The organism is Acinetobacter dispersus, from assembly GCF_009884975.1.
Classification (GTDB): Bacteria; Pseudomonadota; Gammaproteobacteria; order Pseudomonadales; family Moraxellaceae; genus Acinetobacter; species Acinetobacter dispersus.
Genome location: NZ_CP041970.1, coordinates 242,657 through 256,210, shown reverse-complemented (window position 1 = coordinate 256,210; position 13,554 = coordinate 242,657). Strand labels below are relative to the sequence as shown.

Sequence of the window (13,554 nt, the reverse complement as noted above, 5' to 3'; positions counted from 1 at the left end):
ATTTGTTCAATTTTCAATATTTAGCTTTCCCCTAGATTCATCAATCAATCTAAAGTAAATGCATGCTTAATCCATTGCTGATCATACTGCAATTTTGAAAAATCTGGTTGTACTGTTTTTGCAATTTTCTGTGGAAAATCAAAACAAATCACATCAAAACGACAATCAAAGTCATAATAATGTGGATATTTTTGTAAAAACAATTGAGCTGTCTTAATTATTTTACTTTGCTGAGACTGAGAAATCACTTCACAAGCCTCGGCATAACTCCCCGCTGATCTGGCTTTGACTTCTACAAAGACCAGTTCATTGTCCCTTTTAACAATTAAGTCAATTTCACCATAACGTGAGTGATAGTTTCGATCTACACATAAATAGTGCTGAGACTGCAAAAGAGCAAGCGCTGTTTGTTCAGCCCATTGCCCTAAGTCATGCTTTTGCTGTGACATATTTGCGCTATCTTACTTTAAGACCTGAATTCCCTTTTTTTGTTGTTGGTAACAATAAGGCTGTCTGTATACCTTACCGTCCTTCACATCTATCGTCCCAGTTCGCCCCTCAAAAGAAAAGTGTCGATCAGAACTATTCAGAAATTGCTGGCTAATACTCCACGAATCACCACCAAAGGCTAATAAACGTTGGAATGCCATATTCTCTGGTTGTTCTTTATACGCACTAATCACATCAGTCCACTGCCCATTATATAAAGCAGGCGTGTCACAAAAACTCAATCCCATTGGAATCGGCTTGTCCTGCTCAATACTCAGCGCCGTGGCATAAATATTTTTTTCAGGCAATGGCCCTAGTTGTTCTAACCACTGCTGATTGCCCAGTAATAATAATCCTTCTTTACGAGCAAGTTTCTTCGGTAGCTCATTCACAACATGAACATTGGAACCATACTCAGACATAAGTGCCATCATAAACAATTCTGTAGCAGACTCTGTTCCCGCTTGGCGCAACACCAATAAGTTTTTAATTTTGTCTTTCTTGAGTAATTGATTGAGTGCAATGGCATCGTGTTGCTTGGCTAAACTAAATTGCCACACATTGGTGGTTTGGGTATTTACATCATTTAGAGCTAACACGGGAATCGCTGGCTTGAGTTGCATCACTGTTTCAATTTCAGGTCGTGCCAGTGGCCCAACAATCAGTCGAGTCTTATTATTGACCCTTTTCTTAAAAATCGTATCGATGTTGTTTTTCGCAGAATCTACAAAAATGATTTTTTCTTTACTGCCAGATGCTGTATAAGCGCTCAAGAAACCACGTTTGATGCTCTGACCAGCTCGCGCCATCGTACCAGATTCAGGTAGAATCACCAGTACGTCCGCATAAACTGGACTCACACATGCCGCCAAACATAGTAGCAGCCAATATTTTTTGTAATACATTAGGGAGTTACCTTTTATGAGTGCTCAATTATTTGTTGTAGCAACCCCGATTGGGCACTTAGATGACATGACCTTTCGTGCAATTGATATTTTAAAATCTGTATCGGTAGTTGCCGCAGAAGACACTCGTCAATCTGCTCAATTATTCAAACATTATAATATCTCAACTCCACTCACAGCGTGTCATGATCACAACGAAAGTAACAAAATTGATCAACTTCTCCAAAGAATGTTAAAAGGAGAAAATGTTGCATTAATCAGTGATGCTGGTACTCCCCTGATTAGCGACCCTGGTTTCAAGTTGGTTCGTGCAGCGCAAGAACATGGCATTCGTGTGATTCCAGTACCAGGTGCTTGTGCAGCAATTGCGGCATTAAGTGCAGTGGGCTTACCGAGTGACCGCTTTAGTTTTGAGGGTTTTTTACCATCGAAAGCATCGCAACGAATCAGCCAGCTTGAAAAGCTCAAGGATGAAACCCAGACCTTGATTTTCTACGAAGCACCTCATCGTATTTTGGACAGCATCAAAAATATGGTGCAAGTCTTTGGTGAAGACCGACCTGTAGGTTTTGCCCGTGAAATTACCAAAACTTTTGAAACCATCAAAAAGATGACTTTAAAAGAATTGGTTATTTTTATCGAAAATGATCACAACCAAGAAAAGGGTGAAATTGTGGTTGTTGTCGGTGGAGCATCTGCGGAAAAAGATATGGAGCAGGATAAATTGGATGAGTTATTAAAACGCTTATTACAGGATTTATCGGTAAAAGCGGCATCACAATTAGCTGCTGATTTGACGGGTATAAAAAAGAAAGTTGCGTACCAACGTGCTTTGGAACTCACCCAACAAGATGAATAAAACCTAAGGGGAGATTAAAAAATCTCCCCTTATCATCTCAATATGAAATAACAACAATGTGTTTTAAGCCTTAGTCATGATATTCGCTTGATCTCGTTTTCTTTCCATTCTCGCCTGCTTAATCACAGCCAAACCAGAAGAAACACCTAAATACGCAATAACAAAAGCAACGAATAAATCAGGGAACATAGTTCCAGTTCCAAATACACCAATAGCTGCAACGATAATCGCAATATTGGCAATCGCATCATTCCGACTACATAACCATACCGAGCGCATATTGGCATCGCCATCACGGAATGCATAGAGCATCAATGCACAGATAACATTGACAGCCAATGCCAGTACACCAATCGCCCCCATGAGCATTGGTTCAGGTGTTACACCTAGCCACCATGACCAGAATACTTTAACAATCACAAAAATACCAAATGCGGCCATGGTAATCCCTTTCAGTAAAGCTGCTGTTGCTCGCCAATACAGGGTCATGGATAGCACTGCCAATGAGATGGCATAGTTAGCGGCATCACCTGCAAAATCTAGCGCATCTGCCCACAATGACACAGATCGTGCTTGTGATCCTCCAATAATCTCTACGAAGAACATCAATGCATTTAGAACGAGCGCAATCCACAAAGCCTTTCTAAACTTTGGACTAATTTTTTGTGTTGGTGAACATGTTGTATTGCAACCACACCCTGCCATGACTTTTCTCACATAATCTTTTATAGTGATTTAAAACCCTAGAGTAACTCCAGAGTCAAGCATGATCAGTTTTAGCATTGGACAATTGGCAAAAAAGTCAGGTGTATCTGTAGATACAATTCGCTATTACGAAAAAATTGGGTTGCTGGAAAAAGCCCAACGAACGGCAGGAAATTACCGTCATTATTCGGAACAAATGCTTTCAGAATTGTTATTTTTAAAACACTGCCGAGAACTGGGCATCACCATACAAGATATTCAAAAGCTTAAGGGTCTAGCCGAAGATCCGAATCAAACCTGCATGGAGGTCGATCATCTGATTGATCAATATCTTGCCGAGGTTTCACAGAAGATTAAAAATCTGGAACATCTCAAACAAGATCTAAGCCATTTAAAACAACAATGTTCACAACATCGTACCATTGAACAATGTGGCATTTTAAAAGAGTTACACCAACCACTTGAGTGCGAACATGAGTCACACCAACATAAAAAAGCACCACAACCGTGATGCTTTTTTATGTCAATTCAGACTTAATCTTGATGCTCACCTGGCGGAACTTCAGTAATGCGCCCACCACGTGCAAGAAACGCAGCCACTTCATCTTCTAAAGCTTGGCGCTGTTTCTGCTTAGCAGTCACGGTTAAAGTTTCCGCTTCAGCAAGATCAGCGTCATTGGCGCTCGATTCTTCACTCTCTGCACCACTTTCCGCCGCTTTCGCCTCTTCGTCGTCTACAGCAGAATCTTCTGTGTTTTCGTCGTAATCATTCATTTCCGTCATCTTCATCTCCCCACAATGACTCAACTCTCATCATCGCTATTTGGCCATCAGAACTAGGTGGAATTTAGCAAGCTCTTCAGATTTAGCAAAGCACAATATTTGTTAAAACGTACTTTTTATGACCAAATTCACTCTGATTTATAAATGATTGTTTAAAAAATATCTACTATTTTTTAACATGCATATTGTGTGTCTTTCAATGTTCCTAATCCATTGGCTTGTTGCATAAAACGATCCTTAAACCAATCGAACTGTTCAACCTGTTTCAGACCAAAATTTCTTGCCCAAACAAAAGGAAATAATTCTGAACTTTCAATCCATCCAATCGCAGACATGCTATGCATCATGGCATCATTTTGCCCCTTACGTTGGTGTTCATAACGCAATAAAGTTTGTTCGTTGGCCCACACACCACGTTTTAAATCGTGTAGTAATACATCACACAATACAGCAGCATCTAAGCAGCCAATATTCACCCCCTGCCCAGCCAAAGGATGGATCACGTGCGCGGCGTCACCAATCAGTGCTAAGCCTGATTTGATATAGCGTTGCGCTGCACGTGCTTTTAATGGAAATTGTGCTCTAGAACGCACCTCAACCACCTCACCCAACATATGTAGGCTTTCTTGCGTCAATAGTTGCATAAACGCTTGATCGCTGAGTGCTGAATACTCATCAGCATAATCATCTGGTAAAGTCCAAACAATTGATTGCCAATAACCGTTTTCTTGAGGATCAAGACTTGCCATCGGTAAATAAGCCAATGGTCCTGTCGGTAGGAAAATCTGTCGAGCCACATATTGATTCGGGCGCGTGGTTTTAATCGCACAGCTGATCGCGGCCTGGTTATAATCCAGTACATCTAAATCGATATAAGCCTGCTCACGTACAAAAGAATTCGCACCATCTGCACCAATCAGCAACTTTGTTTTTAGTGTTGTGCCATCCGCCAATTGAATTGACCAACCTTGTGGAATCTGTTCGATTCGAATGACCTTGACTTGGGTGCGATAGTCTTTAAGTTGTTGCAGCATTTTTTGTTGAATCGCAACATTCAAAACGCTTGGCTCGACCATTGAACCTAAAGCCTGATCTGATTGAGGTTGCTGTTCAGAGGCATGACCAAAATTAATTTCACCATATCCATTTTTATTCCAGACTTGCATGCCTGAATATGGCATTTGACGTGCTAAACCATTCCAAACATCGACTGTTTTAAGCAAATGAATCGTCGCCTGACTGAGTGCCAATACACGAGGATTCATCACAGCCAAAGTTTTGTCCTGATCAAGTACAGGTGCAGCATCTAGCACCGTCGCCTGTACCCCACCTTGCGCGAGTAATAAAGCTGTTAAACCGCCAACTAAACCACCACCGACAATGACGACATCTAAGATTTCACTCATGCTTTTAGCCCCATTGCATAGTTAGCAACCAAAGGCTTAACCCCTGGAATCACATCAAATGCAATCAGACCTGTATTGCGTAGTAATTTAAGAATTGGATTCTGATTACTAAAACCACGCACCACCGAATCACAGAACTTGATCACACGTTGCTGATCTTTTAAACGAGATTGTTCATAGGCCAGTAAATTTTCAGGCGTGCCAATATCATCTGATTTTGCCAATTGTTCCATCAGGAACCGAACCAGCACATCTGCATCACGCAAGCACAGGTTAAAACCTTGTCCTGCCACTGGGTGAATGGTATGTGCTGCATTCCCCATCAACACCACACGTCCAACCGCCTGCTTATCTGCTAACACTTGCGACAATGGATAGCTAAAACGTTTGCCTGTTTTTTCAAATTTCCCTGCTCGATCCCCATAGGTTTCCTGTAGAGCATCAAGGAAATGTTGATCATTTTCTTCACCTAACCATTCTGCTTCAGTACCTTTTTTTACAGGCCAAACCACTGAACGACGGTATTCACCCGGTAATGGTAACAATGCCAATGGCCCCAATGCGCTAAAGCGTTCAAAGCCAACCTGCTGATGCGGCTTAGAAGTCTGTACAGTGGTCACAATCGCGACTTGGTCATAATCATGCTCATCTACACCCACGCCAATCGCTTGGCGGCAGAAAGAGTCGCGGCCATCGGCAGCAATCACTAACTTGGACTTTAAGGAATGGATATATTCGCCATTACGCATGGCTTCGATTTGTACCTGATCTGCATCTTGGGTCAGTGATGTTACTTGCACACCATCAATCAATTCAATCAGAGGCTGCTGACGAACTTGGGTGAGCAATACTCGACCTAACCAAGCATTTTCAATAACTTGCCCAAAGCTTTCTACTTTTTCTTGCTCTGCAACGAGACGAGCCTTACCAAAACTGCCCTGCTCGGTAATATGCACTTGCAGAATTGGGGTAGCATGTTGTTGTAAGGCTTCCCACAAACCTAACTTTTGGTAAATCTGTACGCTGCGGCGTGACAATGCCGTGTTACGCGCATCAAAACTGGAATGATATGGGGCAACATTTTCGTCATCGAAATTTGGATATTTCACAGCTTCTAATAGCTTTACTGCGATATTAGATTTTGCCAACATTAAAGCAAGGCTGAGTCCAACCATACCTCCACCGACAATGATGACTTGTTGCTGCATAATATTATTCCTTATCAGTTTTTCATGACTTGATGTTAAGGGTCTATTGATAGTTCATCTATGCGTTGCGTTATAGGCTAAAACAACTTAAACGAGGCATGAAACGTAGGCAATGGCCACCCCCTTGTCAAGTTTCATAACAAAGTTTAAGGAAGTTTTTGCCATAACCCTACGGGACAGGGACATTTTTTGTCACTACGGCGTTATGGCTTATTTATTTAGAATGACTAAATTGCATAAGCCATGCCTTGTATCACCTAAAAAATGTCCACTGTCGCAAGCATTTGTGAACTATCAATAGACCCTAGCCTATCTTACTCTAACTTAAATCAGGATGGGAATTTGTACTTTGTTTGGTCTATGTTTTTAAAATATATTCAAAAGTTGTTTTGAATATCAAACTAAATAAAAAAGGCCTATCAATCGATAAGCCCTTTTATTCAAAATCAATTTAACGACTTGCCATCAAGCTTTCAATCTCTTCAACAGTTTTCACTACATTCTTAGTCAAAACCAATGGACCATTTTCAGTTACCACAATATCATCTTCGATACGAATACCAATGCCACGCCATTTTGCATCGACTGTTTCATCATCTGGTGCAACATATAAACCTGGTTCAACAGTGACCACCATACCTGCTTCATAAGCACGCCAGTCTTCGCCAGTCTTGTACGCACCAACATCATGTACATCCATACCGAGCCAATGCCCTGTACCATGCATAAAGAACTGACGGAATGCTTCGCTTTCAATCAATTCATCAACATCGCCACTCATCAAACCAAGATCAACCAAACCTTGAGTTAAGATTTTCACTGCAACTTGATGTGGGTATTTATAATGATTGCCAATACGTGTCGCATCAATTGCAGCAAGCTGCGCTTCTAACACAATATTATATAAAGCCTTCTGTTCAGCGCTAAACTTACCGTTGACAGGGAATGTACGCGTTATATCTGACGCATAGAATTCATATTCACATGCTGCATCAATGAGTACTAAATCACCATCTTTTAATGGCTTGTTGTTTTCAACATAATGCAAAATACAGGCATTCTCACCACCACCGACAATACTGTTATACGATGGTACGCAACCATTTTTCCCAAAAATATAATTGAGCTCTGCTTCAAGTGCATACTCCATCATATTCGGTTTAACGGTTTGCATGGCACGAGTATGCGCTTCGGCACTGATATTCGATGCAATCTGCATCAACTCAATTTCTTGTGCTGATTTTTTCAAACGCATTTCATCAACAATACGATCAAGCTGAATCAACTCAGCAGGCGCAGCACTACCACGACGCTGTTCTGCATCCGCTTTTTGAATCCACTCACTAACACGAGCATCAAACTCTGCTTGTTGACCGATACGATAATAAAGACGTTGTTTATTTAATAATTTTTCGATGATTTCTTCATCTAATAAGTCAATCGCATAAGCTTCATCTGCATCATAGATTTCAATCGCACCATCAACACCTGCACGATAGCCATGCCAGATTTCCATTTCACGATCACGTTCACGGCAGAACAAACTGTAGCTATAGTCCTCACCTTCTGCAAAGGTTTCAATAACAGCAACAGCTTCTGGCTCGGCAAATCCAGTGAGATAATAAAAACTACTGTCTGCACGATATTTATAATCAGCATCGCGATTACGATACATTTCTGCGCGTGTCGCAATAATTGCAATACTATTGCAACCTATTTTTTCAGCAAGAAGATCACGGCGGTGTTTAAAATCGGCTTGACTTAATTTCATATAGTCCTTCTGATGAAGATGAATGATTGTAAGTATCGTTATTTATAAGGTATTAAGGCACCGCCCGAGTTAACTCGGACGATGTGGGGTAAACATTTCGACAACAGTTTGTGGATCAGCTGCCCCTTCTTGATTTCTGCTTTTGGCATGAAAGTTTTGTAATAATGAACTTTCGGCTACAGGAATCTTGGTGCGACCAATCGACAAGCTGACAGGAATCAAGCGTACAAACTCATACAGTTCCTGATAGCTTTCTTCGCCCTCTTCATCATTATCCGAATCTTCAAACTCAACAGCTGCAACATCTTGTAAATGTTCAATCAACTCTTGCTCTTCTGCACGAATATGACCAGAAGCTAAACCAAAACCAAGTACTACGCCTGCACACCAATCTGCCAAGGCTTGAACGCGATCAGCTAGCAAATGGTTATCATCTGGGAGCATCGGTAAATAATCTAATTCATCATCCGATAAAGCATGTGCCACATCTTCTGCTTCATCTGTCAAACTTTCTAGTGCTTCTGGTTGTAAAGCAGGCACATTAAGGGTGTTTAAAATTTGTGACCATTCATCGGTGGTTGGCGCTTGTGTCACACAAACTATACCTGTGAGCAAACCATGTAACTCACTTGGACTTGAAATTTCTTCAATTCCCTCAAAATGGGCATTCCATTCCGTCCAACCTGAAATATCGTCTTGCATTCGTTTATCCAATCTCTATACTGCTGTATATATTACCTTTGATTGCAACTCTGTGCGACCTTCGTTATGTTAGAACAATTACAGCGTCTACAAGCGCATATTGGTGTTTTAAAAACACGCTTACATCATTTAGAGCGAGAAAACGCGTCGCTCGCTGAAGCTAAACAATTAGCTGAAACTGATCATCATGCACAAGTTGTGCAGAAAATAGCATCATCACGCAAAAGCAGGAAGAAGTTGATAACTTAACTGAACAACTCAATCAGTTACAAGATCAATTTAAACAACTGAATCAAGATGCAACAACTTTAGCCGAGCGTTATAGCCGTTTAGAGAAAAGCACCACTGATTTAAAAAATCGCTTCCAAGAAATCTTGGCAGAGCGTAATGATTTGCGTGTGAATAAAGAAAAGTTACAAGCACAGCAGCGTCATAGCCAGCAAGAGATTCAAGATTTACAACAAGATCGTGATCGCTTGTTGCAAAAAAATGAACTTGCGAAATCTAAAGTTGAAGCAATTATCCAACGTCTTGCGATTTTAGGTACAGCTCAGGATCAACACGCACAAGAAATTCAACAGCTTGCACATCCAAATGCTGAAACTCAAGAGGAGACCTGATCATGAGTGAACCAATTGTTGTCGAGCTTCGCTTAATCGAACAGACTTTCCGCCTCAACACAACTGAGGATAAACGTGAAGAGTTAGAGCGTGCTGCTGAGTTATTAAATCAAAAGTTTCACGATATGCGCCGCAATGCACCACGAGTAGAACATAACAAACTCGTGATTATGGTTGCACTGCAAATGGCTCAGGAAGTATTCAGCTTGAATAAGTCGTTGCAAGAATATGCACACTGCGAACATCTACTCCAAACTATTTTGGAAGATGTCGAACAAACTGTTGAGTAAAATTGCACAAAGCCCCATCAATTAGTAAGTATCTTTACAGATATGTGGTTCGCAAGGATTGTCATCGTGTAAAGATCAGTTATACTAAAGCTATCTCTAGGGTGTTCGCCAGTACGTCTATTCCCCTGCCGATACTTAAATTTATGGATGTGTTCTGTGTATTTTGAGTGTATGCCTGCCTCGAGTAGGAAACCCATTAAGTATGCGTCACCTCCACCTTGAACTCATCGGGTTCAGGGTAACGACCATGCAGCGGCACCTCTGGAGTATCTTTTTTAAATATAATTAAAATAATAATTTAACTTCTAATTATATCTTTAATAAAGCATTTATCTCGAATGAGCCTTATGCTTTTAACAGTCCCCATTAAATATTTTTATAATAATTCATCACCATCAATTAAATATTGATTTAAAAATGCTGTGAAAGAATCTGCAATTTTTACTTTTTCTACCCCTCCCACTTGATATACAACACCATCCAAACCAAGCTGATCGAGTTGTACCACATACCCCCAACACCACACTAGATAGTCCGAAAATACAAAACAGTTCGGATATAAATACTTATCTTTATCATAGTAGCTTGAAATACTTTCGAATAATTGAAAGTCAGCCAGCGACAAAAATGTAAAATAGTTATCATCCATATCTCGGTTAGCTATACCATTAAACTCTAAGAAGTAAGTTCTTAAAATTGGCGATAATTTGACTTGATACTTGTATTCAAAAGCCAAAATTTCCTGCCATGTTGCCGGTCTATTTAAGCTTACATTCTGTTTTTGTAATTTACTTTTAATCTTATTAATCACATCCATGATTTACTCTAATAGATATCAATCTAAATAAAGTAAATCATTTCTGCAGACTCAATGATCAATTCTTTGGATATGACTTATCACTCATCTTTCAAAGCACAATCATAATTGCTTGGATCTTGTGAACAACGGACCTGTTTCAACAACTTCATCATATCTTTGTCGTAGAAACCTTCTTGGGTCATTTGAACCCGTGCTTCACGCATCAATCGAACATAGCCTGGTTTATCACTTTCATTTAATTTTAACCAAAATTTATCAGGAATTTTCGCTTCAATTTTATCGACAAATTCAAAGGCAGGACTTAACTGTTTAGAAATAACTTCACGTGCAATCGAGCCCATGCCTGCTGGAAATTTATTGCGTTGCATAATCAAAGTTCCTGTCACTTGAATCACAGGAAATTTAATAATCCCACCGACGGCCTTGCCCGATTTATCCGTCATGCCTTTTTGCAATTCAAGTGGCTCAAATAAAATGGCTGGGCCCGCCATGATATCGACTTCTTTATTATTAAATTTCCCACCCACAGTTACCAAATCAACAGAGACAGGTTGAGCACCAACGTTCTGTACCAATTTCTTTTGGGTCTCATCAAATTGGAACACGGCAACTTTCTTACCTGCGGCTTTTGCCAAGGTATTAATATTACGATCTGTGACCATGATATAGGCAGCACCAAGCGGTACAACACCAACTACTTCATAATCTTTATTTATCATTTTTTCATCAAATTTTGGATTAGCCAAAACCTGAATCACAGAACTCAGTTGCTTATAAGTCTGCAACGCACCAATCGCATCAATACTCCCTACGAACTTATTGAACTGCTTTGCACGTAAATTACTGATCCCTGCCCCATCACAGCGTTTGCTGCGGAAATCTTCAGTCAATACAGCTTCATTGGTATAAACCTTGAGATTAACTAAGGTTGATGCTTGCTTTTTCAACTTTGGATAATCAAAATCTAATTTGAATTGTAAATGTGAAGGACGTGTCACATTCATATTCACGCCAAATTGTTTTGCAACACGGACGATACTTGGAATTTCTGTGATGTAACTGGTCGCTTGCTCAAACGCTTCACTATGCTCTCCATTCGGAGAAAACACGCATAAAGTGACTTGTTTAGGAATCTGCTGCCAAGTTTTGGGATCGTTTAATAATTGCTTAACTTTGTTTTGTGAATGCGGAGAAAGAGTTAAGTCCAGTTTCCCTTCGGGTGCAGCATAACTTGGATTCATCACCCCAAATGATGATGCCAAGATACATGACACAGCGAAAGGTCTCAAAAATCTCGTGAATTTATTATTTTGCATCGCTTGTTCCATCCTTAGCTATTTCCCAATAGTTTTTATTCAAATTAAGGATAAAGCATAGAAATAGAATTGACCGCTTTTCTTGGGATGGTGTCAATTGAGTCAAAATACAAAAAATATTCACTATATGAGAATAAACATCCAAATCATAGAATTACAATAAAAAAATAAGCCATTGAATAACAAAATTTTCTAACCATTTTTTTCGATTCAGATGCTATTCTTCCAAGCTTAAATAAACGACCAAACGACATTTTCATCTTGTCGCTTTAATAGAAAATTGGTCTGATGATCATCTTCGACCACAATATGTTGATTCGAGATCATCTTTACTTTTAATAATGTGTCATTTTCATAAACTAAATCATTTTTGCCTTCTTTGGTGAGGACAAGTATCTGATCAAGTACAATAAGTTCTTTAGAATCCAGCATTGTTTTTCCCTCTATAAAATTGCTTTGCAAATTTTGAATATTTTTATCAAGCCAAGAAGTGAGACCCTCTCGTTACCCCCCCAAATATTCAATTTAATTATTCAAATACATGAAACTGACATCTGAAAATGCTATTTCATGCGGCGCATATTAGATCACTTTTTAAACAGAGTTAAAATAAATTGTCAGACAGTTCACAAAAATTATTTTTTATGCAAAATAAAATTAGAAAAATTAAAAGCCACATAAAATCAATCAATTGAAAACAATCAATCAGATTAAAAAATAGACAGATATTAATACGATTTACAACAAGGTACCAAACATCACTTAAATTAAGGAACAATTTTTACCATCAGGTATTAATTGAGCAAAAAAATGGCCGCCCTTAAGCAGCCATATTTCTTATTAAATAAATTTACCAGCTTACATTTACGCGTCGATTTGGAGCCAAACAACCAACTAACTGTGCATTTGCTTTATTACCTGCACATTGCTGATATAAATCAGTTTGGCTGTTAGCTTGAATCTGAATGCGGTTTGCATCAATCCCTTCATTCACCAATAGTTTCGCCACAGTATTGGCACGCTGTGAAGATAACTGTTGGTTATAAGCAAACTTGCCTAATGTGTCTGTAAAGCCTGCAACCACAATTGGGCCTGTTGAATTTGTTTGCTTAATACGTTGCGCAATCGAAGTCACTGAACTTGAACCCTGTTCAATTGCACCCGCATTGAAACGATCGAAGGCAAAAAATACGCTGCCTGAACGATCACCATTAATATTGGCATCATTTGGAACTTGGTTATTTGCACCCCAAGTCATTAAGCCTTCACATGCCTCACCTTTCCATGACAATCTTTCTGACAAATATTTTTTGTCAAAATCGACGCGGAGTTGGCAACGTAGATAGTCTTGACTATTCGGCTGACGAATGTCTAAAACATAGTTCCAAGTCTTTACAAAGAATACGCCTTCGCTAAATTGAGGATTGCCCAAAATATAGCGAATTTGGTCTTTAGTTAGACCAGTATCCAAACGTGCCACATTATTATATTCATAACGTTGCACTTGTTTTAGATAACTCTTGTCAACAGCAGGAAATTTGATTTCTTCTTGTTGAGCTGGAGTTGTATCTTCATTTGCATAAGTCGCTACTGAGAAACCAGCAAGAGCTGCTACTGCTAAGCATTGAATCGTTTTTTTCATTTCATAACTCTCTTTATATTTTGAGTAAGGAGAGCACT

15 protein-coding genes, 1 other RNA gene and 1 pseudogene are annotated in these 13,554 nt (G+C 39.5%); 5 read left to right on the top strand and 12 right to left on the bottom strand.

What is annotated here, in order from left to right:
• Positions 1–44: 44 nt before the first annotated feature.
• Both FPL17_RS01005 and FPL17_RS01000 read right to left on the bottom strand, forming a co-directional pair.
• Positions 45–449 carry a YraN family protein gene (locus tag FPL17_RS01005; RefSeq protein ID WP_005183923.1) on the bottom strand — a complete coding sequence of 135 codons (405 nt, stop codon included), beginning with the start codon at positions 447–449 and terminating at the stop codon, positions 45–47.
• A gap of 12 nt (positions 450–461) precedes the next feature.
• Entirely contained in the window at positions 462–1,394 is a 933-nt protein-coding gene (locus FPL17_RS01000; protein ID WP_005183924.1) for a penicillin-binding protein activator, read from the bottom strand.
• Positions 1,395–1,410: 16 nt separating this feature from the next.
• Here FPL17_RS01000 and rsmI point away from each other — a divergent pair, with 16 nt between their 5' ends.
• The gene (gene rsmI, locus FPL17_RS00995) at positions 1,411–2,253 is read left to right on the top strand and encodes a 16S rRNA (cytidine(1402)-2'-O)-methyltransferase (RefSeq protein WP_159882597.1); all 843 of its coding nucleotides are present in this window, start codon (positions 1,411–1,413) and stop codon (positions 2,251–2,253) included.
• Between the two features lie 63 nt (positions 2,254–2,316).
• On the opposite strand, the gene FPL17_RS00990 is transcribed toward rsmI, so the two are convergent.
• Positions 2,317–2,958: a cation efflux transmembrane domain-containing protein gene (locus FPL17_RS00990; RefSeq protein WP_159882595.1), complete on the bottom strand. Its 642-nt coding sequence runs from the start codon at positions 2,956–2,958 to the stop codon at positions 2,317–2,319.
• Between the two features lie 61 nt (positions 2,959–3,019).
• On the opposite strand from FPL17_RS00990, the gene FPL17_RS00985 reads away from it, so the two are divergent.
• Positions 3,020–3,469, top strand: a complete 450-nt coding sequence (locus tag FPL17_RS00985) for a MerR family transcriptional regulator (protein WP_151716217.1) — start codon at positions 3,020–3,022, stop codon at positions 3,467–3,469.
• 23 nt (positions 3,470–3,492) lie between these two features.
• On the opposite strand, the gene FPL17_RS00980 is transcribed toward FPL17_RS00985, so the two are convergent.
• The 5 genes from FPL17_RS00980 to FPL17_RS00960 form a co-directional block, all read right to left on the bottom strand.
• Positions 3,493–3,741, bottom strand: a complete 249-nt coding sequence (locus tag FPL17_RS00980) for a hypothetical protein (protein WP_005202358.1) — start codon at positions 3,739–3,741, stop codon at positions 3,493–3,495.
• Between the two features lie 173 nt (positions 3,742–3,914).
• Positions 3,915–5,147 (bottom strand): FAD-dependent monooxygenase, encoded by a 1,233-nt coding sequence (locus FPL17_RS00975; RefSeq protein WP_159882593.1) that lies wholly within the window; start codon positions 5,145–5,147, stop codon positions 3,915–3,917.
• Complete coding sequence (gene ubiH, locus FPL17_RS00970) at positions 5,144–6,355, bottom strand: 2-octaprenyl-6-methoxyphenyl hydroxylase (RefSeq protein ID WP_159882591.1); 1,212 nt, start codon at positions 6,353–6,355, stop codon at positions 5,144–5,146. Before ubiH ends, FPL17_RS00975 begins: the two co-directional genes overlap by 4 nt.
• 451 nt (positions 6,356–6,806) lie before the next feature.
• Positions 6,807–8,126, bottom strand: coding sequence for a Xaa-Pro aminopeptidase (gene pepP, locus FPL17_RS00965; RefSeq protein WP_159882589.1), 1,320 nt, complete (start codon positions 8,124–8,126; stop codon positions 6,807–6,809).
• 69 nt (positions 8,127–8,195) lie between these two features.
• Positions 8,196–8,828: a UPF0149 family protein gene (locus FPL17_RS00960; protein WP_159882587.1), complete on the bottom strand. Its 633-nt coding sequence runs from the start codon at positions 8,826–8,828 to the stop codon at positions 8,196–8,198.
• Between the two features lie 66 nt (positions 8,829–8,894).
• Between FPL17_RS00960 and FPL17_RS00955 the strand changes: the two are divergent.
• The 3 genes and pseudogenes from FPL17_RS00955 to ssrS all read left to right on the top strand — a co-directional run bounded on the left by FPL17_RS00955 (position 8,895) and on the right by ssrS (position 10,010).
• Positions 8,895–9,448, top strand: a pseudogene (locus FPL17_RS00955) (hypothetical protein).
• Positions 9,449–9,450: 2 nt separating this feature from the next.
• Positions 9,451–9,738: a cell division protein ZapA gene (locus FPL17_RS00950; protein ID WP_005145221.1), complete on the top strand. Its 288-nt coding sequence runs from the start codon at positions 9,451–9,453 to the stop codon at positions 9,736–9,738.
• A 90-nt stretch (positions 9,739–9,828) separates the two neighbouring features.
• Positions 9,829–10,010: non-coding RNA, 6S RNA (ssrS, locus tag FPL17_RS00945), on the top strand.
• A gap of 104 nt (positions 10,011–10,114) precedes the next feature.
• On the opposite strand, the gene FPL17_RS00940 is transcribed toward ssrS, so the two are convergent.
• The 4 genes from FPL17_RS00940 to tpgA all read right to left on the bottom strand — a co-directional run bounded on the left by FPL17_RS00940 (position 10,115) and on the right by tpgA (position 13,516).
• Positions 10,115–10,555 carry an SMI1/KNR4 family protein gene (locus tag FPL17_RS00940; RefSeq protein WP_159882585.1) on the bottom strand — a complete coding sequence of 147 codons (441 nt, stop codon included), beginning with the start codon at positions 10,553–10,555 and terminating at the stop codon, positions 10,115–10,117.
• 80 nt (positions 10,556–10,635) lie between these two features.
• The gene (locus tag FPL17_RS00935) at positions 10,636–11,874 is read right to left on the bottom strand and encodes a putative solute-binding protein (protein WP_159882584.1); all 1,239 of its coding nucleotides are present in this window, start codon (positions 11,872–11,874) and stop codon (positions 10,636–10,638) included.
• A 231-nt stretch (positions 11,875–12,105) separates the two neighbouring features.
• A complete protein-coding gene (locus FPL17_RS00930; RefSeq protein WP_005183946.1) occupies positions 12,106–12,306 on the bottom strand; it encodes a hypothetical protein in 201 nt (66 codons plus the stop codon).
• A 418-nt stretch (positions 12,307–12,724) separates the two neighbouring features.
• Positions 12,725–13,516, bottom strand: coding sequence for a trimeric autotransporter adhesin/peptidogylcan-associated protein TpgA (tpgA, locus tag FPL17_RS00925; protein ID WP_159882582.1), 792 nt, complete (start codon positions 13,514–13,516; stop codon positions 12,725–12,727).
• Positions 13,517–13,554 lie beyond the last annotated feature (38 nt).

Coding starts and splice junctions, on each gene's coding strand:
- rsmI (WP_159882597.1), top strand. CDS start 1,411: ATGAGTGCTCAATTATTTGTTGTAGCAACCCCGATTGGGCACTTAGAT.
- FPL17_RS00960 (WP_159882587.1), bottom strand. CDS start 8,828: ATGCAAGACGATATTTCAGGTTGGACGGAATGGAATGCCCATTTTGAG.
- FPL17_RS00940 (WP_159882585.1), bottom strand. CDS start 10,555: ATGGATGTGATTAATAAGATTAAAAGTAAATTACAAAAACAGAATGTA.
- FPL17_RS00935 (WP_159882584.1), bottom strand. CDS start 11,874: ATGCAAAATAATAAATTCACGAGATTTTTGAGACCTTTCGCTGTGTCA.
- FPL17_RS00950 (WP_005145221.1), top strand. CDS start 9,451: ATGAGTGAACCAATTGTTGTCGAGCTTCGCTTAATCGAACAGACTTTC.
- FPL17_RS00985 (WP_151716217.1), top strand. CDS start 3,020: ATGATCAGTTTTAGCATTGGACAATTGGCAAAAAAGTCAGGTGTATCT.
- tpgA (WP_159882582.1), bottom strand. CDS start 13,516: ATGAAAAAAACGATTCAATGCTTAGCAGTAGCAGCTCTTGCTGGTTTC.
- pepP (WP_159882589.1), bottom strand. CDS start 8,126: ATGAAATTAAGTCAAGCCGATTTTAAACACCGCCGTGATCTTCTTGCT.
- FPL17_RS01000 (WP_005183924.1), bottom strand. CDS start 1,394: ATGTATTACAAAAAATATTGGCTGCTACTATGTTTGGCGGCATGTGTG.
- FPL17_RS00930 (WP_005183946.1), bottom strand. CDS start 12,306: ATGCTGGATTCTAAAGAACTTATTGTACTTGATCAGATACTTGTCCTC.
- FPL17_RS00975 (WP_159882593.1), bottom strand. CDS start 5,147: ATGAGTGAAATCTTAGATGTCGTCATTGTCGGTGGTGGTTTAGTTGGC.
- FPL17_RS01005 (WP_005183923.1), bottom strand. CDS start 449: ATGTCACAGCAAAAGCATGACTTAGGGCAATGGGCTGAACAAACAGCG.
- ubiH (WP_159882591.1), bottom strand. CDS start 6,355: ATGCAGCAACAAGTCATCATTGTCGGTGGAGGTATGGTTGGACTCAGC.
- FPL17_RS00990 (WP_159882595.1), bottom strand. CDS start 2,958: ATGGCAGGGTGTGGTTGCAATACAACATGTTCACCAACACAAAAAATT.
- FPL17_RS00980 (WP_005202358.1), bottom strand. CDS start 3,741: ATGACGGAAATGAATGATTACGACGAAAACACAGAAGATTCTGCTGTA.